23 protein-coding genes are annotated in these 22150 nt (G+C 59.4%); 15 read left to right on the forward strand and 8 right to left on the reverse strand.

The annotated features are described in order from the left end of the window. Positions 1 to 71 precede the first annotated feature (71 nt). From NE357_RS07595 to NE357_RS07625, 7 genes are all read left to right on the forward strand, one after another. Positions 72 to 935, forward strand: a complete 864-nt coding sequence (locus NE357_RS07595) for a PHP domain-containing protein (protein WP_169429364.1) — start codon at positions 72 to 74, stop codon at positions 933 to 935. Between the two features lie 13 nt (positions 936 to 948). Then, positions 949 to 1578, forward strand: a complete 630-nt coding sequence (locus NE357_RS07600; RefSeq protein WP_096822250.1) for an L-threonylcarbamoyladenylate synthase — start codon at positions 949 to 951, stop codon at positions 1576 to 1578. Positions 1579 to 1698: 120 nt separating this feature from the next. Then, positions 1699 to 2397, forward strand: a complete 699-nt coding sequence (locus tag NE357_RS07605) for a segregation and condensation protein A (RefSeq protein WP_169432605.1) — start codon at positions 1699 to 1701, stop codon at positions 2395 to 2397. A gap of 11 nt (positions 2398 to 2408) precedes the next feature. After that, positions 2409 to 3416: an SMC-Scp complex subunit ScpB gene (gene scpB, locus NE357_RS07610; protein WP_169429365.1), complete on the forward strand. Its 1008-nt coding sequence runs from the start codon at positions 2409 to 2411 to the stop codon at positions 3414 to 3416. A gap of 2 nt (positions 3417 to 3418) precedes the next feature. Continuing rightward, positions 3419 to 3610 (forward strand): DUF1289 domain-containing protein, encoded by a 192-nt coding sequence (locus NE357_RS07615; protein WP_169429366.1) that lies wholly within the window; start codon positions 3419 to 3421, stop codon positions 3608 to 3610. 155 nt (positions 3611 to 3765) lie between these two features. Beyond that, positions 3766 to 4977, forward strand: coding sequence for a 23S rRNA pseudouridine(2605) synthase RluB (rluB, locus tag NE357_RS07620; protein WP_169429367.1), 1212 nt, complete (start codon positions 3766 to 3768; stop codon positions 4975 to 4977). Positions 4978 to 5825: 848 nt separating this feature from the next. Beyond that, on the forward strand, positions 5826 to 7238 hold the full coding sequence (locus tag NE357_RS07625; protein WP_169429368.1) for an amino acid permease: 1413 nt from the start codon (positions 5826 to 5828) through the stop codon (positions 7236 to 7238). Positions 7239 to 7340: 102 nt separating this feature from the next. Here NE357_RS07625 and glyA read toward each other — a convergent pair whose 3' ends face one another. After that, positions 7341 to 8690, reverse strand: a complete 1350-nt coding sequence (gene glyA / locus NE357_RS07630; protein ID WP_169429369.1) for a serine hydroxymethyltransferase — start codon at positions 8688 to 8690, stop codon at positions 7341 to 7343. A 556-nt stretch (positions 8691 to 9246) separates the two neighbouring features. Here glyA and NE357_RS07635 point away from each other — a divergent pair. Both NE357_RS07635 and NE357_RS07640 read left to right on the forward strand, forming a co-directional pair. Continuing rightward, on the forward strand, positions 9247 to 9846 hold the full coding sequence (locus NE357_RS07635; protein ID WP_169429370.1) for a helix-turn-helix transcriptional regulator: 600 nt from the start codon (positions 9247 to 9249) through the stop codon (positions 9844 to 9846). Beyond that, a complete protein-coding gene (locus NE357_RS07640) occupies positions 9836 to 10714 on the forward strand; it encodes a queuosine precursor transporter (protein WP_169429371.1) in 879 nt (292 codons plus the stop codon). Before NE357_RS07635 ends, NE357_RS07640 begins: the two co-directional genes overlap by 11 nt. Before the next feature lie 70 nt (positions 10715 to 10784). Here the strand turns inward: NE357_RS07640 and queC are convergent, their stop codons facing one another. Next, the gene (gene queC / locus NE357_RS07645) at positions 10785 to 11483 is read right to left on the reverse strand and encodes a 7-cyano-7-deazaguanine synthase QueC (protein WP_169429372.1); all 699 of its coding nucleotides are present in this window, start codon (positions 11481 to 11483) and stop codon (positions 10785 to 10787) included. 288 nt (positions 11484 to 11771) lie between these two features. On the opposite strand from queC, the gene arfB reads away from it, so the two are divergent. Beyond that, the gene (gene arfB, locus NE357_RS07650) at positions 11772 to 12185 is read left to right on the forward strand and encodes an alternative ribosome rescue aminoacyl-tRNA hydrolase ArfB (protein WP_169429373.1); all 414 of its coding nucleotides are present in this window, start codon (positions 11772 to 11774) and stop codon (positions 12183 to 12185) included. Here the strand turns inward: arfB and NE357_RS07655 are convergent. The 6 genes from NE357_RS07655 to phhA all read right to left on the reverse strand — a co-directional run bounded on the left by NE357_RS07655 (position 12182) and on the right by phhA (position 16569). Then, the gene (locus tag NE357_RS07655) at positions 12182 to 13369 is read right to left on the reverse strand and encodes an MFS transporter (protein ID WP_169432606.1); all 1188 of its coding nucleotides are present in this window, start codon (positions 13367 to 13369) and stop codon (positions 12182 to 12184) included. The two genes, arfB and NE357_RS07655, sit on opposite strands and share 4 nt — an antisense overlap. Before the next feature lie 95 nt (positions 13370 to 13464). Continuing rightward, positions 13465 to 13647, reverse strand: coding sequence for a hypothetical protein (locus tag NE357_RS07660; RefSeq protein WP_169429374.1), 183 nt, complete (start codon positions 13645 to 13647; stop codon positions 13465 to 13467). A 73-nt stretch (positions 13648 to 13720) separates the two neighbouring features. Further along, positions 13721 to 13852 carry a hypothetical protein gene (locus NE357_RS07665; RefSeq protein ID WP_007958347.1) on the reverse strand — a complete coding sequence of 44 codons (132 nt, stop codon included), beginning with the start codon at positions 13850 to 13852 and terminating at the stop codon, positions 13721 to 13723. Positions 13853 to 14110: 258 nt separating this feature from the next. Continuing rightward, a complete protein-coding gene (locus NE357_RS07670; RefSeq protein ID WP_169429375.1) occupies positions 14111 to 15304 on the reverse strand; it encodes an amino acid aminotransferase in 1194 nt (397 codons plus the stop codon). Continuing rightward, positions 15304 to 15660 carry a 4a-hydroxytetrahydrobiopterin dehydratase gene (locus NE357_RS07675; protein WP_003222798.1) on the reverse strand — a complete coding sequence of 119 codons (357 nt, stop codon included), beginning with the start codon at positions 15658 to 15660 and terminating at the stop codon, positions 15304 to 15306. Before NE357_RS07675 ends, NE357_RS07670 begins: the two co-directional genes overlap by 1 nt. A gap of 117 nt (positions 15661 to 15777) precedes the next feature. Further along, positions 15778 to 16569 carry a phenylalanine 4-monooxygenase gene (gene phhA / locus NE357_RS07680; RefSeq protein WP_039765515.1) on the reverse strand — a complete coding sequence of 264 codons (792 nt, stop codon included), beginning with the start codon at positions 16567 to 16569 and terminating at the stop codon, positions 15778 to 15780. Positions 16570 to 16837: 268 nt separating this feature from the next. Here phhA and NE357_RS07685 point away from each other — a divergent pair, with 268 nt between their 5' ends. The 5 genes from NE357_RS07685 (at position 16838) to NE357_RS07705 (ending at position 22145) form a co-directional block, all read left to right on the forward strand. Then, on the forward strand, positions 16838 to 18397 hold the full coding sequence (locus tag NE357_RS07685; protein ID WP_169429376.1) for a sigma-54-dependent transcriptional regulator: 1560 nt from the start codon (positions 16838 to 16840) through the stop codon (positions 18395 to 18397). Positions 18398 to 18708: 311 nt separating this feature from the next. Continuing rightward, the gene (locus tag NE357_RS07690; RefSeq protein ID WP_169429377.1) at positions 18709 to 19449 is read left to right on the forward strand and encodes a flagellar basal body rod protein FlgF; all 741 of its coding nucleotides are present in this window, start codon (positions 18709 to 18711) and stop codon (positions 19447 to 19449) included. A 45-nt stretch (positions 19450 to 19494) separates the two neighbouring features. After that, a complete protein-coding gene (flgG, locus tag NE357_RS07695) occupies positions 19495 to 20280 on the forward strand; it encodes a flagellar basal-body rod protein FlgG (protein WP_011333017.1) in 786 nt (261 codons plus the stop codon). Positions 20281 to 20333: 53 nt separating this feature from the next. After that, positions 20334 to 21029 carry a flagellar basal body L-ring protein FlgH gene (gene flgH, locus NE357_RS07700; RefSeq protein ID WP_007965503.1) on the forward strand — a complete coding sequence of 232 codons (696 nt, stop codon included), beginning with the start codon at positions 20334 to 20336 and terminating at the stop codon, positions 21027 to 21029. Between the two features lie 27 nt (positions 21030 to 21056). Further along, the gene (locus tag NE357_RS07705) at positions 21057 to 22145 is read left to right on the forward strand and encodes a flagellar basal body P-ring protein FlgI (RefSeq protein ID WP_080593281.1); all 1089 of its coding nucleotides are present in this window, start codon (positions 21057 to 21059) and stop codon (positions 22143 to 22145) included. Positions 22146 to 22150 lie beyond the last annotated feature (5 nt).

Below are 22150 nucleotides of genomic sequence, written 5' to 3' on the forward strand. Positions count from 1 at the left end.
TGGATGTGGCGGCATAATAACAAACATATGGGCGCGCGATAGCGCCGGCTGATTTGAGGTTACACATCCCCGTGAATGTTGATTTGCACTGCCACAGCACGGCCTCCGATGGCGCCCTGGCGCCTGCGGCACTGGTTGCGCGTGCGTTCGAAAATGGCGTGCGAGTCCTGGCCCTGACCGACCATGACACCCTCGAAGGCCTCGCCGAAGCGCGCACGGCCGCCGAAGCGCTGGGCATGCAACTGGTCAACGGCGTCGAACTGTCCTGCACCTGGGGCGGCGCGACCATTCATGTGCTGGGCTACGGTTTCGACGTCAACGCCGCGCCGTTGGTCGAGGCGATCGCCAGTCTGCACGATGGCCGCTGGCTGCGGTCTGAAGAAATAAGCCGCAAGCTCGCCCTCAAGGGCATGCCCGGCGCGCTCGACGGCGCGCGGCAGATCCAGCAGGAACTGGGCGACAGCGGTAACGCACCGGCCCGTCCGCATTTCGCCGACTGGATGGTGCGTGAAGGTTTCGTCAAGGATCGCGCCGAAGCGTTCCGCAAATGGCTCGGCGCCGGCAAGCTGGGGGACGTCAAGCAACACTGGCCGACCCTCGAAGACACCGTCGGCACGCTGCGCGCCGCCGGCGCCTGGGTCAGCCTGGCGCATCCGTGGCACTACGATTTCACCCGCAGCAAGCGCCGAAAGTTGATTGCAGACTATATTCAAGCGGGCGGGCAGGCGATCGAAGTGGTCAACGGTCATCAGCCTGCGGAACAGGTGGGCAGCCTTGCGATTCTTGCCCGTGAGTTCGGTCTGCTGGTCAGCGCCGGCAGTGATTTCCATGGCCCTGGTGGCTGGTCCGAGATCGGCCAGTACCGGCCGGTGCCGGAGGACCTTTCACCCCTGTGGTGTCGGTTCAAACATGACACAGTTATTGCCGCCGTCTGAACAGGTAGAGAATGTGAGTCAATTTTTCCAGATTCATCCGGAAAACCCGCAAGCGCGCCTGATCAAACAGGCGGTCGAGATCATCCGCAAGGGTGGGGTGGTGGTCTATCCCACGGACTCTTCCTACGCAATCGGCTGCCAGATCGGCGACAAGAACGGCATCGAGCGCGTTCGACGCCTGCGTCAGCTCGACGAAAAGCACAACTTCGCGCTGATCTGCAGCGATCTGTCGCAGCTGGGCAATTACGCCAAGATCGACACCGGGACCTTTCGAATCCTGAAAGCCCACTTGCCGGGGCCTTACACCTTCATTCTCAACGCTACCCGTGAAGTGCCGCGGCTGTTGCTGCATCCGAAGAAGCGCACCATCGGCCTACGCGTGCCGAGCCATCCGATTGCCTTGGCATTGCTTGCCGAACTGGGCGAGCCGCTGATGAGCGTGACCCTGATCATGCCCGGCGATGAAGACCCGCTGAGTGATCCGTACGAAATGCGCCAGTTGCTGGAGCATCAGGTGGACCTGATCATCGACGGCGGTTTCGGCGGCATCAAGGCCTCCACCGTAATCGACCTGACCGGCGACGATCCGGAAGTGGTCCGCGTCGGTTGCGGCGATCCGGCTCCGTTCATGGTCGAGGCCTGAATGTCCGCAGTGGAAACCGTTGATCCCCAGGCCGGTGCCCAGCAGGAACTGCCGTTTGCCATGGTCTATGGCCAGGCGGTCACGGAAATGCCGCTGGACCTGTACATCCCGCCGGACGCCCTGGAAGTCTTCCTCGAAGCCTTCGAAGGCCCGCTCGACCTGCTGCTGTACCTGATCCGCAAACAGAACATCAATATCCTCGACATCCCGGTGGCGGAAATCACTCGTCAGTACATGGGTTATGTCGAGTTGATGCAGTCGGTGCGCCTGGAGCTCGCCGCCGAATACCTGGTGATGGCCGCGATGCTGGCCGAGATCAAGTCGCGGATGCTGCTGCCACGGGCCGAAACCGTCGAGGACGAAGAGGAAGACCCGCGCGCTGAGCTGATCCGCCGTCTGCAGGAATACGAACGTTTCAAGGCTGCGGCCGAAGGCATCGATGGCCTGAGCCGGGTCGGTCGCGACGTGATCGTTCCAAAACTCGACGCGCCGCAGGCCACGGTGCGCAAGTTGCTGCCGGACGTGGCGCTGGAAGAAATCCTGATGTCCATGGCAGAAGTGCTGCGCCGTGGCGACATGTTCGAAAGCCATCAGGTCAGCCGCGAGGCGCTGTCCACCCGCGAACGCATGAGCGACGTGTTGGAGCGTCTCAAGGGCGGCGGCTTTGTGCCGTTCGTCGAGTTGTTCACCGCCGAGGAAGGCCGGCTCGGGGTGGTAGTGACCTTCATGGCGATCCTTGAACTGGTCAAGGAATCCCTGGTCGAGCTGGTGCAGAATGAGCCGTTCGCCGCGATCCACGTGCGAGCCCGAGTCGAATAACGAGTCCGAACATGAACCTGAGTGAACCCCGCGAGCTGGCGCCCCTGCTTGAAGCCTTTCTGTTGGCCTCGGGAAAGCCGCAAACCCTTGAACGTCTGTACGAGTTGTTCGAGGAAGGCGAACGGCCGGAGCCGCCGGTCTTCAAGAAAGCCCTGGCCCTGCTGGAAAAGTCCTGCGAGGGGCGGGCGTTCGAGCTTAAGGAGGTCGCCTCCGGCTATCGCCTGCAGATCCGCGAGAAGTTCGCGCCATGGGTTGGCCGACTGTGGGAAGAGCGCCCGCAGCGTTATTCCCGGGCCCTGTTGGAAACCATGGCGCTGATTGCCTATCGCCAGCCGATTACCCGTGGCGAGATTGAAGATGTGCGGGGCGTGGCGGTCAACACCAACATCGTCAAGACGCTGATGGAGCGCGAGTGGATCCGCATCGTCGGCTATCGCGACGTGCCGGGCAAACCGGCGATGTTCGCCACCACCAAGGCGTTTCTCGATCACTTCAACCTCAAGAGCCTTGACGAGTTGCCGCCACTGGCCGAACTGCGCGAGATCGAGCCGGATCCGGTGCTCGACTTCGACGATGCTCCAGTGCCGCCTGGCCTGCAGGAGCTGGCCGATGCCAGTGCCGAGCCGGAAGAGCAGAAAGAGGAAACCAGTTTCCACACGCTGTTGCTGGAGCTGGACAGCATGGAGGAGGGGATCAAGACCGACTTCGACGACTTGCTGCGTGACGGGGTGGGCGGCGAATCGATGCCGACCGGGGTTGAGTCCGATCCGGTCGAACCGCCGGTTGAGGGTGAGCCAGAATCTGACTTTGAGCCTGAATTCGAGCCTGACTTTGAGTCCGAACCTGAACTGGAAGACGATGTGCTCGGCGTGGCCGAAGCCCGGGAAAAACTGCTGGCCGCCGTTGCTCGCCTCGAACAACCCGCACCAGAACCTGAGCCAGCACTGAGCGAAGAAGAAGCCGAAGCCCGGGCACTGGCCGAAGCCATCGAAGCCGAACGCCGCGAGTTCGAGGATTGAGCATGAGCTCGACCAAAGACCCGTGCATCAGCGTCTGCAAGTTCAGTGACGACATCTGCATCGGCTGCGGCCGCAGCAAGCGCGAGATCCGGGCCTGGAAGAAACTCGACAAGGACGACAAGCGCACCGTACTTGCCGAAGCTGCGCTGCGCCTGATCAAGCTCGGCGCCACCGGTCGGCGGAAAAAGAAATAACCTTGGTTTGATCGACTAGTCTCTGATGCGCACGCGGCCACATCCGCGTATGATTCGCGACCCTTCGGCGATCCCTTCGCCCGAAAACCCAGATTTCAATGCTTCGGCAGGCCCAATCCAGAGCCGCTGAACAGACCACACCGGGAGGTGCCCAGATGAGTGACAACCAGAAAGACGACCAGCAAATCGGCCCAGCAGGCGAAAAGCTGCAGAAAGTCCTCGCCCGTATCGGCGTCGGCTCGCGCCGTGACGTGGAAGCGTGGATCAGCCAGGGCCGGATCAAGGTCAATGGCACAGACGCCACCCTTGGCCTGCGCGTCGACATGCACGATGCCATTACCATCGATGGCAAGGTCATCAAGCGCGAAGAGGCTGCCGAGTCGGTCCGCCGCGTGATCATGTACAACAAGCCGGACGGCGAGATCTGCACCCGTGACGACCCGGAGGGTCGTCCGACCGTGTTCGACAAGTTGCCGCGTCCGAAAGAAGGGCGCTGGATCAACATCGGCCGTCTCGACATCAACACCACCGGTCTGCTGATGTTCACCACCGACGGTGAGCTGGCCAACCGCCTGATGCACCCGTCCTACGAGATGGACCGCGAGTACGCAGTCCGTGTTCGCGGCGAAGTCGATGACGAGATGATCGAGCGTCTGAAGGCCGGCGTCGTGCTGGAAGACGGTCCGGCGCGCTTCACCGATATTCAACAGGCACCGGGCGGCGAAGGCTTCAACCACTGGTATCACTGTGTGGTGATGGAAGGTCGCAACCGTGAAGTGCGTCGTCTGTGGGAATCCCAGGGCCTGGTGGTCAGCCGCCTGAAGCGCGTGCGTTTCGGTCCGGTGTTCCTCAACTCCGACCTGCCGATGGGCCGCTGGCGCGAAATGAGCCAGTATGAAGTCGACGTGCTGAGCGCCGAAGTCGGCCTGACCCCGGTGGCCATGCCGCAACTGAATGCCAAGAGCAAAGACAAGCTCGACCGCATGCAGCGTAAATCGTCGCGGCCGATGCCTCGCACCGAGCGCGTGCGTACCTTGCGTCCGGCCAACGGCGCACCGGCGGCGGCCGGCCCGCGTACCGTGCGTGAGCCGCAGATCGAAGGCGAGCGTCCGGGTCGCAAGCCAGCGGCGCGTCCGGATGGCGAGCGCGCTCCGCGTGGGCGCACCGAGCGTGGTGAAGGTCGTGCACCGGCCGGTCGCGGTACGCCAGTGGCGGATCGTCCAGCCGAGACCAGGCGTCCGGCCAAACCGGCGCCGAAGCGTCCAGGCATCAAGCTGGCGGACGACGACAAACCGTCGGGCAAGCGCCGTGGCGCACCGGCCGGTTCCGGGCAGCGTCCGGGTTTCGGTCGCAAGAAGCCGGAATAACGCAGTTGTAAGCTTCGAGCCGCAAGCTTCAAGCTGAAAAACAGAAGCGCCAACCTCAGGGTTGGCGTTTTTTTTTGGATTTTTTGTTTCTTTTTTGGGGTGTGTTTTTTCTTGTTTTAAAACAAAAAAACTGACGTTCTTCAGATAGTTAGCCAGCTAATGTCAATCACCGTGCCTGCCTTCTATCCGTCTGAGGTGGAAATTTTTCGTTACGCACTGTCAGTGAATATTTACGAAAAACCCTCTGAAGTCCCGTGGATCGCGTGCCCCTGCCGTGCTGTAAGGAAAATCTGCCGGAGTCCCGTCCGCCGGGCCTTGCGCAGCGCTCTGGTGCGCTTGTTTCAGCGCCGTTTGGAGGGTGAGATGCGCCCCATGCCTGTCGTGCAGGTGCATAACAAGAAGGAGGCGCAATGAACGCCGATATCCAATTTCACTTCTCTACGTGGGACGGATTTTCCATCGTCCACGCCGATGGCCTGCAAAGGCCTGACTCAATTTTTGCAGCCGCCCGGGTCGCCCGGGGTGGACACACGCAATCCCGGCAACCGACACGCTGATCCAGCGGGGTCTGGCAGCAGGGGGTTAGCGGTGTACAATGCGCCGCGTTTTACCTGTGACCCTCTGCGTAATCGCGCATACCTCAAGGCTATCCGTCTTGTTCACTCCGTCGCGTCACGAGCGTGTCGGGTTCGATTTCGTCACAGATAAAAACAAACAGGTGACGCATGACCGTTGTAAAAAAGCTGAATTCCTGGTGCCTGCGCTGGGGTTTGATCAAGGTTGGTTGAAATCGCAACCTTGCAGCAACGTCTACTGAACATCATCAAACCTTGCGTGAGACCTTTTTCATGAGTGGACAAAACTCGCAATCAGGCGAGCTGAAACGCGGCCTGAAAAATCGCCATATTCAACTGATCGCCCTCGGTGGCGCGATCGGTACAGGATTGTTCCTCGGCTCGGCCGGGGTGCTGAAATCCGCCGGCCCGTCGATGATTCTCGGCTATGCCATCTGCGGCTTCATCGCTTTCATGATCATGCGCCAGCTCGGCGAAATGATCGTCGAAGAGCCGGTGGCCGGATCCTTCAGCCACTTTGCGCACAAATACTGGGGCGGTTTCGCCGGTTTCCTGTCGGGCTGGAACTGCTGGATCCTGTACATCCTGGTGGGCATGTCGGAGCTGACCGCAGTCGGCAAGTACATCCACTACTGGGCGCCGGATATCCCGAGCTGGGTCACCGCAGCCGCGTTCTTCGTGCTGATCAACGCGATCAATCTGGCCAACGTCAAAGTTTTCGGTGAAGCCGAGTTCTGGTTCGCGATCATCAAGGTCGTGGCGATCGTCGGCATGATTGCCCTGGGCAGCTACCTGCTGGTCAGCGGTCATGGCGGCCCGCAGGCGTCGGTCAGTAACCTGTGGTCCCACGGCGGCTTCTTCCCGAACGGCGTCAGTGGTCTGGTGATGGCCATGGCGATCATCATGTTCTCCTTCGGTGGTCTGGAAATGCTCGGTTTCACCGCCGCCGAAGCCGACAAGCCGAAAACCGTGATCCCGAAAGCGATCAATCAGGTGATCTACCGGATCCTGATTTTCTACATCGGCGCACTGGTCATCCTGCTGTCGCTGACCCCGTGGGACAGCCTGCTGGAAACCCTCAACGCGTCGGGCGACTCCTACAGCGGCAGCCCTTTCGTACAGGTGTTCTCGATGCTCGGCAGCAACACCGCCGCGCACATCCTCAACTTCGTGGTCCTGACCGCAGCGTTGTCGGTGTACAACAGCGGCACCTACTGCAACAGCCGTATGCTGCTGGGCATGGCCGAGCAGGGTGATGCACCGAAAGGTCTGGCGAAGATCGACAAGCGCGGCGTGCCGGTGCGTTCGATCCTGGCGTCGGCGGCTGTGACTCTGGTGGCTGTGCTGCTCAACTACCTGATCCCGCAACACGCGCTGGAACTGCTGATGTCGTTGGTCGTTGCAACGCTGGTGATCAACTGGGCGATGATCAGCTTCTCGCACTTCAAGTTCCGCCAGCACATGAACAAGACCCACCAGAAGCCGCTGTTCAAGGCGCTGTGGTACCCGTACGGCAACTACATCTGCCTGGCGTTCGTGGCGTTCATTCTCGGTGTGATGCTGCTGATCCCGGGCATTCAGGTCTCGGTGTATGCGATTCCGGTGTGGGTCGTGTTCATGTGGGTCTGCTATGTGATCAAGAACAAGCGTGGTGCGCAGCAGGAGTTGCACGCTGCCGTGAAATAACGCGGCAAGCCAAACAACAAACCCGGCCAGGCGCCGGGTTTTTTGTTTTCGCGGATTTCGACAGTGATCCCGAACGCCTTGCGCGTTCGGTGGTTCGAGGCTCTATGTGTAGTCGGCAATGGGGTAAAGCGTGCACAACGCTTCGGTCTGTAAGCGGAATTGGTCTCTGGCGGAGTGCTCCAGTGTGTAATCCCGTTCGCCAAGCGCTGTCACTTTGTCGAGGATCCGGCACATCAGGTCGACAATCTGCCGGCATCCCCGCGAGTCGATGTGGCGCTGGGCAATGGAGCCCGTGCCGATACGCAACCCACTGGTCACGGAGGATGATCGAGCCTCGCCGGGGACACGATGCCTGTTCACGATGATCCCGCATTGCTCCAGCGCCGATTCTGCAATGGCGCCGGTGATGCCGCTGCGCAACCGAAGCAGAATCGTGTGATTTTCACTGCGTCCGCCCACGACTTCGTAATCATGTGCCTGAAACGCAGTGGCAAGTTCATCGGCGGTATGGCGGATCCGCGCCATGTAAGCGTCGAATTCGGCCGACATTGCATGACCCAGCGCCGTCGCCTTGGCCGCGATCATGTTGACGGCCGGCGCGCCCTGCATGCCGGGAAACACGGCGTGATCAAGGGCGCGGCTGAAGGTCGTCCGCAAGCCGGGGACTTTGGTATTGGCGTCCCGGCCGCAAAGAATCAGGCCGCCTCGGGGGCCCATGAGTTGCTTGTGTGTGCAGGTGGTCGTGACGTGTGCAATGTCAATCGGGCTCGGATGCCGTCCGGTGGCAACCAGTCCGGCGATGTGTGAAATGTCGGCGAGCAGGATGGCGCCGGCCTCATCGGCAATCTCGCGAAAGCGTTCGAAATCCACGATCCGCGAGTAAGCAGTGGCGCAGCACATGATGATGCGCGGGCGGTGAGCGAGCGCCAGCGTTCGCACCTCGTCGTAATCGATCAGGCCTTGGGAGGTCGTACCGTACTGGATGGCTTTGTAGTGGTCGCTCGAGAACGCTGCGGTGCTGCCGTGGGTGAGGTGGCCGCCATGTTCGACGGCCATTCCCAGCAGGGTATCCCCCGGTTCGAGCAGGCCGGTGAGCACCTGGTAATTGGCGTTCGATGCCGAGTGTGGCTGCACGTTGGCGTACTGAGCGCCGAACAGCGCCCGGGCTCTTCGAATGGCCAGCGACTCGACCAGGCTGACGTTCTCGCAACCGGCGTTATAGCGCCTGCCGGGTGTGCCCTCGGCCGTCACGTTGACCAGCGCCGACGCAGAGGCCGCCAGGGTGCGTGGGTTGACTGCGCAGGAGGAAGATACCAGCGACAGGGTCTGGTGCTGTCGCGTGACTTCGGCGTCAAGGATCTGCGCGAGTTCGGCGTCTTGCACTCGCAGATCCGTCAGGCCGCGCCGCAGCAAGTCGGCCTGGGTCGTAAGCGGTTGAGTATTGACCGGCATTCTTTGTATTCCTTCCCTGTTTGTTGCGCGCCGCGAACAACAGCGCGACTTTCCTGGTTTTGCGTGTGCCGACATCCATGTATCGCCACAAGCTGTACAGGCGGATCCGTGTTCCGGCGCCGATGCGCGCAAAACCAACGTCTGTACAGGTAGCCACTGTCTGATTTCCTCTGCGGGTTACCGTGACGAGGGACAGCTTGAAGCATCATAGTTTTTTTGTTTGTGAACGCGAGAAAAATTAATCAAAAAAATGAACATTGTTCAAAGAAAATGATTCTTTTTGCAGGGCTCAAGGTGTAAAGCTGTAGGGCGACCGTCGCCGCTTTGCGGTGGTGAAGGGGAAGGCTGCGGGAACTAACACGTCAGTACAGCTTGCAGGTGAGTCTGCAAGTCTGGATGAGTCGCCCCGGTTTCGGTCACTCAAGGATGGAGGATGCTATGATCTCTCGCGGTTTTGACAGGGATGCAACTGTAATCAACGACCTGATGTGAGTACCCGTGAGTCATCATTCAGGGTGTGTTTTCATTACAGTTATAAATGGGCGGTCAGTAACTCATGCACAGAAGAGAAAGATCGGAGAATCTGAAAAACAATATCAAGTACCTGATAAAAAGTCGTGGGGAGACGCAGCTGTCCTTGTGTAACTCCAGTGGCCTGACCAGAACGACCATCTATAACATCCTCGAGGGGAAGGTGGTCAATGTGCAGCAGTCCACGGTTCGCAAGATTTCCGATTTCTTTGGTGTTTCCTATGAAGAAATAGAAACCATCGATTTTGAAGAGAAGGAGATAATAGAAAGCAGTATCTCGCCGCAAGGGAACATGAATCCGGCGGCAGTGCCTGTTCTGAAAGAGAGTCTGGTGATCCAGAATCTGGACAAGAGAATTGGCGAGTTGGCCACGGTTTATCCATTGACTTATTATTTTGGCGCCTCTTTCAATTTGATAGGTGTGCTGCTGGAAAACGAGATCAGTGGATTGAATGAACCGGGCGATCTATTGATCGTTCAGAAAGGTTCTTCGAGTAGCGACAGGGAAAAACTGCTGTATGACAAAGCCACGAACAGGCTGCTGATATCCAGAGAGACTGGCGTTGCCACGGATCGTATTTGTGTTATCGGGGATATAATCGAGGAACGATTTAATGGGCTGTAGTGTTGGAATGGAAAACAGCAAGTACAAGCTATTGGGATTTGAAAACGGTAAAAGCCTGGCCGTCATCATGGTGATTGCGACAGGCAAGATAATCAAAATAAAACTGAGTGAAGTGTTGAATAGTGAGATTATGGATAATCTGAACAAGCTGGAAATAAAGAATCTGTACAAGAAGTTTTATTCCCAGGGAGGGGCGCTGACCGCTTATGAGTTGAATGATCGCCATGAGAGTTCCTGGATGATCTATATCATTCTGAACCTCATGTTGTTTACGCTGTATATCTTTACCAGTATCGCCGCGACCAAGCCGATCTATCTGGAGTCTCTGGACATTATCGTAACGCCTGGGACTTTTCTTTATCCGCTGACGTTTCTGATCGTCGATCTGTTGAATGAAACGTTCGGTCTCAGGCTTGCGCGAAAAGCGATTCTCTTTGCCTTCATCAGCAACGCGGCCATCATCATCCTGCTGGCCATCACGACTCATCTCCCCGGATTGCCTGGCTGGAAGCTCGATGGCCCTTACAATGATGTCATTGGCCAGTTGTCTTCTGTCCTGGTAGCTTCCTCTGTTTCATTTCTGGTTTCCGAAAATATAAACTCGTATTTGCTGTGCAAAATCAAGGAACTCACAAATTCCAGATTTCTGTTCTTGCGCGTGTTTTTAAGTACGTTGTTTGCGGTAATCATCGACAGCTTTCTTTTCTGCTTCATCGCGTTTTATGGTGCGATGGAAACCAGCGCGATACTGAACATGATCTACGTTCAGATTGCGATAAAGGTTGGCTTCGCTTTCTTCAATGTATTGCCTGCTTATGGGGCAAGGGCATTGTTCAAGAAGTACCTGACTGGCGGTCAGGCGCAATAATGCAGAATGGCGCTCACCGGGTGTATCGGTTATGTCATACCGGGTGAGCGCTTGTTGTGTCGTCGAATATTCAGTTCAGATTCAGTTTTGCTTTCAGGCTGTGCGTAACCTGATCTTTTTTGTTCAGGTATTCATTGAGGCCTTTGGCACGAAGGTTACACGCGTCGCAATTGGAGCAGCCGTTACCTTTGATGCCGTTGTAGCAGGTCAGTGTCTGGTCCCGAATGAACTCCAGTCGCTTGTGGTAGTCGGCCAGGGCCCAGGTTTCCGCTTTGTTCAGCCACATCAGCGGAGTGTCCAGGGTCAATTGATAGTCCATGCCCAGTTCCAGGGCTTTGTTCAATGCCTTGACGAAGTCATCCCGGCAATCCGGGTAACCCGAAAAGTCTGTTTCACAAACGCCGGTAATGACGGTTCTGGCTTGTACCTGATACGCATAAATGGAAGCCAGGGTCAAAAACAGGATGTTTCTGCCGGGTACAAAAGTACTGGGCAGGCTTTCTCCTGAACTGTTGATGGTCGGAACCGGAATGTTGTCGCGGGTCAGGCTGCTGATGGCCAGTTCATTCAGCAGCGACACATCCATGGTCTTGTGCACGGTCACGCCAAGTTCTTTTGCCAGTTGCTGTGCAACTTCAATTTCCGCGCGATGGCGCTGGCCATAGTCAAATGTGATGCAGTGAATTTCATCGTAATGGGTCAAGGCATGGATCAAGCAGGTTGTTGAATCCTGTCCGCCGCTAAATACGATGACTGCTTTATTGCTCATGATTATGCTTCCTGCATGGAAAGGGTAAATGCAATATTCGAACAATAATCGAGGGGGGCTTGTCCCGGTTGCTCATTGCCGTGGCGATATTCTACGTAGTACGGCGCTCATTGGCACTGACGAATGCCCCCCCCTATTGACGGGGCATTTTCTCCCAAACGTTTTCCCGTTTCGCCTGATAGTCGCCGTGTATAGTGAAAAGGCGCGACACTGAAAGCACACCCAGGGTCCTGCTGACCGTAGCTTCTACAGATGCGGTGTAGCGCCAGGCTCTACGATGAGAATGCAATGCTGAAGATTTCCAATAACGTGCATCTGCCGGATGCCGAGATCGAACTGACCGCTATCCGCGCCCAGGGGGCCGGTGGGCAGAACGTCAACAAGGTCTCCAGCGCCGTGCACCTGCGCTTCGACATTCCGGCCTCGTCCTTGCCCGAGTTCTACAAGGAGCGCTTGCTGGCGTTGCGTGACAGCCGGATCACCAGCGATGGCGTGCTGATCATCAAGGCCCAGCAATACCGCACGCAGGAACAGAATCGCGCCGATGCGCTGGAGCGCCTGATCGAGCTGATTCTCAGCGCTACCAAGGTCGAGAAGAAGCGCCGGCCGACCAAGCCGACGCTGGGTTCAAAGAAACGTCGGCTCGAATCGAAAACCAAGCGTGGCAGTATCAAGGCCGGGCGGGGCAAGGTGGATTTCTAGTCTTCGCGGTACTTTGATGTGTGGCGATACAGATAGATGCTCAGCGCCAGGCCACTCAGTGCGGCAATGGCAGCGAACAGGAAGATCGAGTCAAAACCGAAGCCCGCCGCAATCGCCCCGGCCAGGGGGCCGGTGATCCCCAGCGACAGATCGATGAACAACGAATAGGCGCCGACCGCCGCCCCACGGCTGGAGGCCGGCACCAGGTTCACCGCCTCTACGCCCAGTGCCGGGAACACCAGCGAGAAGCCGAAACCGCTCAATGCCGCACCAGCCAGCGCCCAGTGTGCATCCGGTGCGATCCATAGCAGCAACAGGCCGAGGGTTTCCACCGACAGACAGGCAATCGCTACGCGAAAGCCGCCGAGACGGTTGATCAGATTGCCGAACAGCAGTCGCGCGCCGATGAAGCTGGCGCCGAACAGGCTCAGGCACAGCACCGCGTTATCCCAATGCCGGGTGGCGTAATACAGCGTGATGAAGGTGGCGATGGTGCCGAAACCGATCGAGCCCAGTGCCAGGCCGCAGCCGTGTGGAAAGACTCGCCCCAGTACGTGCATGAACGGCAGGCGCTCGCCGGCGACAATCGGCGCAGCGGTCTTCGGCCAGGCCAGCAGCACTCCCAGCGTTGCGAGCAGCAGAATGCTTACGCCCATGCTCCAGAGGCCGAAACGGCTGACCAGCCACACCCCGAGCGGCGCACCGATCGCCAGCGCGCCGTAACTGGCGATGCCGTTCCACGAGATGACTTTGGCCGTGTTGGCCGCGCCGACGCGGCCGATGCCCCAGCCGATCGATCCGGAACCGACGAGACTTTCCGCGCTGCCGAGTACCAGGCGACCAACGAACAGGCTGATCAGGCTGAGCATCGGCAGGTTGGGCGTCCATGCGGAGATCAGCATGAACACACCGCTCAAGCCGCAACCGGCCAGACCAATCATCACCGCACGTTTGCTGCCCTGGTTGTCGATGATCTTGCCCGCATACGGACGGCTGAGCAGGGTGGCAAGGTATTGCACGCTGATCACCAGACCGGCGATGACCGCGCCGAAACCCAGGTCGCTGTGCACATAGCTCGGCAGTACGGCCAACGGAATGCCGATATTGAGGTAACCGATGAAGGTGAACAGGACGATGGAAACGACTTGCAGCGTGACCGCCAGGGGGCGCTGGGGTTCTGGCATTGAGGACGACATGAGTAACGATCCACGGGGAGAGCAGAATAGATAGGCTGCTCATGATACCGGCGTGGGCGATTCTGCGGCGGGGAAAAGTAAAACTATTTGGCCGGAGCGACCAGTTGCGTGGTGACCAGTGCCGCGAGGGCGTTTTCTTCGCTGCCGAAACGGGCGAGCAGGGCGGCCTGTTTCTCGGGCGAGAGGCGGCTCCAGATCTCGATCATCTTCTCGGTGGCGCCGATGAGGATTGCGGCCTGGTGTTCGTCAAAGGATTCTTCGGTCATGGCGGGCTCGGCTTCAGGCAGTGTGGAAAGCGCATGTTAGCGCTTTCCACACGGTCTGTACGGCGGGTATTACTTACTCTTCGCTGTCGGCCGGACGGCTTTCGGCGGCTTCTTTCGGCTCGGGCTGTTGGGCGCCGGCTTGTTGCGTGGTCGTCTGCTCAGTTTCGTGCAGGCTTGGGAAGGGGAGATTCGGAATCTCGTGCATGGTTGCGCTCCTCGCTAAGTCTGTTGATAGATCTGGTAGATCCGCGCTTTCAGAAAGCCTGCGAAGGATACAGCAGGAAAAGTGACAAACAGATTTTTAAATCCATTTGTTTCGACGGGCGGGATTGTCTAGACAAGTGCGACAGGGTGACGCAGGGCAAATGTGGGAGCGAGCCTGCTCGCGATAAGTGCTTGTCAGTCGACATTTGTGCTGACTGATGCACCGCTATCGCGAGCAGGCTCGCTCCCACAATTGGGGTTATTTGCAGACGTTGGCGATCGCTTCGGCCAGCAGGTCGAGGCGCGTCGCATCAATCCCGGCGACGTTGGCCCGGCCCGAGCTGACCATGTAAACGCTGTGATGCTCGCGCAGGTTTTTCACTTGTTCCGGCGACAGGCCGGTGTAGGAGAACATCCCGCGTTGCACGCCAATGTGCGCAAAACGCTCGCGCAGACCGTGCGGTTCCAGCGCTTGCACCAAGCCACTGCGCAACTGGGCGATGCGCAGACGCATGGCTTCCACTTCGTCGGCCCAGCGGCGTTTCAGCTCCGGGTCGGCGAGGATCGTGGCGACGACAGCGGCGCCGTGATCCGGTGGCGTCGACCACAGGTTGCGGGCGATGTGGGCCAGCTGACTGCGGATGTCGATGAGCTTGTCAGCGCTTTTCGCGCAGACGATCAGCGCACCGGTGCGGTCGCGGTACAGGCCGAAATTTTTCGAGCAGGAACTGGTGATCAGCAGCTCGGGCAACTCGGCGGCGAACAGCCGGGTTGACCATGCATCCTGCTCCAGACCATCGCCGAAACCCTGGTAGGCAAAGTCGATCAGCGGCAGCAGGTTGCGGCTGCGCACCACGTCCAGCACCCGCTGCCAGTCGTCGTGACCCAGGTCGAAACCGGTCGGGTTGTGGCAGCACGCATGCAGCAGCACCACATCACCTTTCGGCACTTCATTGAGCGCGGCGAGCATTGCATCGACGTCGAGACGGTTGTCGCTGCCGACGTACGGGTAATGGCTGATTTTGACCCCGGCGGCCGCGAAAATCGTTTCGTGGATCGGCCAGGTCGGGTTGCTCAGCCATACGCCTTTGCCCGGCAGGCATTGCGCGATGAAATCCGCTGCCAGACGCAGGGCACCCGTGCCGCCCGGGGTCTGGGTGGCGCCGGCACGTTGCTCGGCGATCAGTGCCGAATCGGCACCGAGCACCAGCTCATTGATGACTTTGCCGAACAGCGGATTGCCATGGCCACCGATGTAGGTCTTGGTGTCCTGGCTCTCGACCAGACGCGCCTCGGCGATTTTCACCGCCTCCGGGATCGGCGTCAGGCCCTGGGCATCCTTGTAGACGCCCACGCCGAGGTCGAACTTGCGCGGGTTGGAATCCTGCGCGTAGGCCTCCATCAGGCCGAGGATCGGGTCGCCGGGCACCCGGCCGATGGCGTCGAAGTGCATTACTTGCGTCCTTCTGCAGTCTTGGCCACTTCGTCAGTGCGCGCGGCCATGATGAAGTCGTTGCGGTGCAGGCCTTTGATCGAGTGGCTCCACCAGGTCACGGTGACTTTGCCCCATTCGGTCAGCAGGCCCGGGTGATGACCTTCGGCCTCGGAGATCTCGCCGACGGCGTTGGTGAAGGCCAGAGCGTGCTTGAAATTCTTGAACAGGAAGACTTTTTCCAGCTGCATGATGCTGTCACGTACTTCGATGTTCCAGTCAGGGATCTGCTTGATCAGGATCGGCAGTTCTTCATCGCTGACTTGTGGGGCATCGGCACGGCACGCTTCGCAATGGGCTTGGTTCAAAGTGGACATGGTTTGATTCCTGAGATCGGATGTCTTTTTTATAAGAGCTGTTACGGTCGTCAATGTCGTCACGCTAAACCAAAGCCGCGACGACTGACAGACTCACTTGTAAGTAAAAGCCACGGTTCACGCAGCTTTTGGTTTCGGTGGAAACTTCGGTGCGTGCAGACCCAGCTGCATGCCTTGCTTGACCATGGCCATGATGTCTTCGTGAGCCAGGTCGAACAGGCGCTTGAGGTTCGGCAGGACAAAATACAACGGTTGCAGGATGTCGATGCGGTACGGCGTGCGCATGGCTTCCAGCGGATCGAAGGCCTGATGCTCGGGCTCGTCCGACAGCGAATAAACGGTTTCTTTCGGCGAAGAAAGGATGCCGCCGCCGTAGATGCGTTTGCCTTGCGGGGTGTCGACCAGGCCGAACTCGATGGTCATCCAGTACAGACGCGCCAGATAAACGCGTTCTTCCTTGGTCGCTTGCAGGCCGAGCTTGCCGTAGGTGTGGGTAAATTCAGCGAACCACGGGTTGGTCAGCAGCGGGCAGTGGCCAAAGATCTCGTGGAAAATGTCCGGCTCTTGCAGGTAGTCCAGTTCTTCACGGGTGCGAATGAACGTGGCCACCGGAAACTGCTTGCTGGCGAGCAATTCGAAAAAGGTCTGGAAGGGGATCAGCGCCGGGACGCGGGCAACCTGCCAACCGGTGGTCTCGCCGAGCACCTTGTTGATCTCGCCCAGTTGCGGGATGCGGTCGTGGGGCAGGCCGAGTTTTTCGATACCGTCCAGGTATTCCTGGCACGCCCGACCCTCGATCACTTTCATCTGGCGGGTGATCAGCGTGTTCCACACCGCGTGTTCTTCGGCGGGGTAGTCGATAAAACCTTGCGCATCGGGCTCGCGGGCCACGTATTGCGTCTGCTTCATACTGCTCTCCTGCGAGGGGAATTCGTTCTTGTTATGTCCTGCGATGGACTGAGAAATACCCCAGCGTGTGCCGTGTTGCACCAGGTTGATGGCCGGTCAGGCAGGAAAAGTCTCTTTGAGTCGTAAATTTTTCGTTACGCTTTGTGCGATAAGTCGTGATTACGGTGATTGGCGGGTTTGAAATGGCCAGTGTCTGTCACATAATCTTGACGACTATCTTGCGGGCGGCAGAGAAAAATCCGCCCCTTTACCTGTTTCGGGCCTTTATATGCGTATCAAAGTCCACTGCCAGAACCGCATCGGCATTCTGCGCGACATCCTCAATCTGCTGGTGGAGTACGGGATCAACGTCGCCCGCGGTGAGGTCGGCGGTGAACACGGCAACGCGATCTATCTGCATTGCCCGAATCTGATCAACCTGCAGTTCCAGGCGCTGCGACCGAAATTCGAGGCCATCGCCGGGGTCTTCGGTGTCAAGCGTGTCGGGTTGATGCCCAGCGAGCGCCGACACATGGAGCTGAATGCGCTGCTCGGTGCGCTGGAGTTTCCGGTGCTGTCGATCGACATGGGCGGCTCCATCGTTGCCGCCAACCGGGCGGCGGCGCAGTTGCTCGGGGTTCGGGTCGACGAGGTGCCGGGGATTCCACTCTCGCGTTATGCCGAAGACTTTGACTTGCCGGAGCTGGTGCGCGCCAACAAATCGCGAATCAACGGCATGCGGGTCAAGGTCAAGGGCGACATCTTTCTGGCCGACATCGCCCCGCTGCAATCGGAGCACGACGACAGCGAGGCCATGGCCGGTGCCGTGCTGACCTTGCACCGGGCGGACCGTGTCGGCGAGCGCATCTATAACGTGCGCAAGCAAGAGTTGCGTGGCTTCGACAGTATCTTCCAGAGCTCGAAAGTGATGGCGGCGGTGGTGCGCGAAGCCCGGCGCATGGCACCGCTGGATGCGCCGTTGTTGATTGAAGGCGAAACCGGCACCGGCAAGGAATTGCTGGCGCGTGCCTGTCACCTGGCGAGTCCGCGCGGGCAGTCGCCGCTGATGGCGCTCAATTGTGCGGGGCTGCCGGAGTCGATGGCCGAGACCGAGCTGTTCGGCTATGGCCCTGGTGCCTTTGAAGGGGCGCGGGCCGAAGGCAAGCTCGGATTGCTTGAGCTGACGGCGGGCGGCACGCTGTTCCTTGATGGCGTTGGCGAAATGAGCCCGCGCTTGCAGGTGAAATTGCTGCGCTTCCTGCAGGACGGCTGCTTCCGGCGTGTAGGCAGTGATGAAGAGGTTTATCTGGATGTGCGGGTGATCTGCGCCACCCAGGTGGATCTGTCGGAGCTGTGTGCGAGAGGGGAATTTCGCCAGGATCTGTATCACCGTTTGAACGTGCTGTCGCTGCACATTCCGCCCTTGCGCGAATGCCTCGACGGTTTGACGCCGCTGGTCGAGCACTTCCTCGATCAGGCCAGCCGGCAGATCGGCTGCCCGCTGCCGAAACTGGCGCCGACGGCAATGGACCGGCTCAGTCACTACCATTGGCCGGGCAACGTTCGGCAACTGGAGAACGTGCTCTTCCAGGCGGTGTCGCTGTGTGATGGCGGGACGGTCAAGGCCGAACATATTCGTCTGCCGGACTATGGCGTGCGTCAGCCGCTTGGCGACTTCTCGCTGGAGGGCGGGTTGGACGAGATTGTCGGGCGCTTCGAGAAAGCGGTGCTGGAGCGACTGTATTCCGAACATCCAAGCAGTCGGCAGTTGGGCAAGCGGCTCGGGGTTTCGCACACCACGATTGCCAACAAGCTGCGTGAATATGAAGTCGGCAAGAGTGAGTCTTAACCGGTAATTGCATCGCTTCTGATGGCCTCATCGCGAGCAGGCTCGCTCCCACAGTGGAAATGCGATCTCTTGTGGGAGCGAGCTTGCTCGCGAAAGCGGTAGTCCGGGCAACCTCCGCGTCGGTGTTTGCCGCCAAGCGGCATGACACCGCCGGTTTTTCGTCTTCGATACATTCCCCCAAACCCCGCCAATTCCCTCAAGTCCTTTGTTTATCGGGTCCCTGGCCGCCAGAAAAAAGTTGGTCTGCAAATTGCTTGTGGGTCAGCAGTACAGCGGTGGGCGGCAAACGTCCGGCATGCAGAGGAAAGAGTGTGGACAAGTACCTTTATGTGGCAATGACCGGCGCCAGCCAGAACGCACTGGCGCAAAAGGCTCATGCCAACAACCTGGCGAACATCTCCACCAATGGTTTTCAGCGCGACCTGGAGCAGGCGCGTTCGATGCCGGTGTTCGGTGACAGCTTTCCGGCGCGTGCGTTTGCCATGAGCGAGCGGCCCGCCACCGATTTTACCCCGGGCTCGCTGGTGCAGACCGGGCGTGATCTCGACGTGGCCGTCAGCGGAAACGGCTTCATTGCCGTGCAGAACCCTAGCGGCGGCGAAAGCTACGTGCGCACCGGCAGCCTGAACATCGACGCCCTCGGCGTACTGCGCGCCGGCAACGGCATGCCGGTACTGGGCAATGGCGGTCCGATTGCCATTCCACCGGAGCAGCAGGTGGAAGTCGGTGAAGACGGCACCATCAGTATCCGTGCGATGGGCGAAGGCCCGCGCGTCATGGCCGAAGTCGACCGGATCAAACTGGTCAACCCGGACATCAAGAACATGAACAAGGGCCTGGACGGTTCGATTTACACCAAGGACGGCCAGCCTGCGCCGGCCGACGCCAACGTCAAACTGGTGTCGGGTTTCCTGGAGTCGAGCAACGTCAATGCCGTGGAAGAGATGACCTCGGTGCTGGCCCTGGCCAAGCAGTTCGAGTTGCACGTCAAGATGATGAACACCGCCAAAGACGACGACCAGGCCATGGCTCGGGTCTTGCAGATCAGCTAATTATCAGAACGTCGCGCCGTAAAACAGGCGCACGAGGAGAATCGAATGCTTCCGGCTCTATGGGTTGCCAAAACCGGTCTGTCCGCCCAGGACACCAACCTGACCACCATTTCCAACAACCTGGCAAACGTGTCGACCACGGGTTTCAAGCGTGACCGCGCCGAGTTCCAGGACCTGCTGTATCAGATCAAGCGTCAGCCAGGCGCCCAGTCGACCCAGGACAGCGAACTGCCGTCGGGTCTGCAAGTGGGTACCGGTGTGCGCATTGTCGGCACCCAGAAAAACTTCACCGCCGGTAGCCTGCAAACCACCGAGCAGCCGCTGGACATGGCCATCGATGGTCGTGGCTTCTTCCAGATCCTGCAGCCGGACGGCACCACGTCCTACACCCGTGACGGTACTTTCCACCTCGATTCCAATGGCCAGATCGTCAACGCCAGCGGTTTCGCGCTGGAGCCGGCGATTGTCATCCCGAACAACGCCCAGACCTTCACTGTCGGCCGCGACGGCACCGTATCGATCACCGTTGCCGGCAACCCGGCCGCCCAGGTGATCGGCAACCTGCAAACCGCCGACTTCATCAACCCGGCCGGTCTGCAAGCGGTGGGCAACAACCTGTTCCTGGAAACCGCCGCTTCCGGTGCGCCGCAAGTCGGCACTCCGGGCCTGAACGGTTTCGGTACCACCCTGCAGAACACCCTGGAAACCTCCAACGTCAGCACCGTGGAAGAGATGGTCAACATGATCACCACCCAGCGCGCGTACGAGATGAACTCCAAGGTGATCTCCACCGCCGACCAGATGCTCTCGTTCGTAACGCAGAATCTGTAATCAAGTCTATGAGGCGGTCATGAGGCCGCCTGCAACACCGTGAGGTAAGGGTCATGAAGCGCTTCGTATCTGTTCTGGCATTGGGTGGGGTGGTCTCGCTCGCGGGCTGCGTCGCTCCGACGCCCAAGCCCAATGACCCTTACTACGCTCCGGTGTTGCCGCGTACGCCGTTGCCGGCGGCCGCCAACAACGGCTCGATCTATCAGGCCGGTTTCGAACAGAACCTGTACAGCGACCGCAAGGCGTTCCGGGTCGGTGACATCATCACCATCACCCTGAACGAGAAGACTCAGGCCAGCAAGAACGCCAACTCGCAAGTGGCCAAGAACAGCAAGACCGGCATTGGCCTGACTTCGCTGTTCGGCGGCAGTGGCACCACCAACAACCCGTTGGGCGGTAACGATCTGAGCCTGGACGTCGGCTACAGCGGCGACCGTGCGACCAAGGGCGACAGCAAGGCGGCCCAGGGCAACACCCTGACCGGTTCGATCACCGTGACCGTCGCCGATGTGCTGCCCAACGGCATCATCGCCGTGCGCGGCGAGAAGTGGATGACCCTCAATACCGGTGATGAGCTGGTGCGGATCGCCGGTCTCGTACGCGCCGATGACATCGCCACAGACAACACGGTGTCGTCGACCCGGGTCGCCGATGCGCGCATCACCTATTCGGGCACCGGTTCGTTTGCCGATGCGAGTCAGCCAGGCTGGTTCGACCGTTTCTTCCTCAGCCCGCTGTTCCCTTTCTAGGTGGCTACGTTGAATTTCAAGAGCCTCATGCTCGCTGCGGCGTTGATGTCCGCAGCCTTTGGTGCCCACGCCGAGCGGCTGAAAGATATCGCCAGCATTTCCGGCGTGCGTTCCAACCAGTTGATCGGCTACGGCCTGGTGGTCGGGCTTAACGGCACCGGCGACCAGACCACGCAAACCCCGTTCACCCTGCAGACCTTCAACAACATGCTCTCGCAGTTCGGCATCAAGGTGCCGCCGGGATCGGGCAACGTGCAGCTGAAAAACGTCGCGGCGGTGTCGGTCAGTGCCGATCTGCCGGCGTTCGCCAAACCGGGTCAGCAGGTCGACATCACCGTTTCGTCCATCGGTAACTCCAAGAGCCTGCGCGGCGGCACCCTGTTGCTGACCCCGCTCAAGGGTATCGATGGCAATGTCTACGCCATCGCTCAGGGCAACCTGGTGGTCGGCGGTTTCGATGCCGAAGGTCGTGACGGTTCGAAGATCACCGTCAACGTTCCGTCGGCCGGTCGCATCCCGGGCGGAGCCTCGGTCGAGCGTTCGGTGCCGAGCGGTTTCAACCAGGGCAACAGCCTGACACTGAACCTCAACCGTTCCGACTTCACCACTGCCAAGCGCATCGTCGACAAGATCAACGACATGCTCGGCCCTGGCGTCGCCCAGGCCATCGATGGCGGCTCGATTCGCGTCACTGCGCCGCTCGATCCGAGCCAGCGCGTCGACTATCTGTCGATCCTGGAAAACCTCGAAGTCGACCCGGGTCAGGCGGTGGCGAAAGTCATCATCAACTCGCGTACCGGCACCATCGTCATCGGCCAGAACGTGAAGGTGTCGCCGGCCGCCGTGACCCACGGCAGCCTGACCGTGACCATCACCGAAGACCCGATCGTCAGCCAGCCGGGCCCGCTGTCCAATGGTCAGACGGCCGTGGTCCCGCGCTCGCGTGTGAATGCTCAGCAGGAAGCCAAGCCGATGTTCAAGTTCGGCCCGGGCACCACCCTCGACGAAATCGTGCGTGCGGTGAACCAGGTCGGCGCGGCGCCGGGTGACCTGATGGCCATTCTCGAAGCACTGAAGCAGGCCGGCGCGTTGCAAGCCGACCTGATCGTGATCTGAGGACC

This window comes from Pseudomonas sp. G7(2022) (assembly GCF_052660475.1).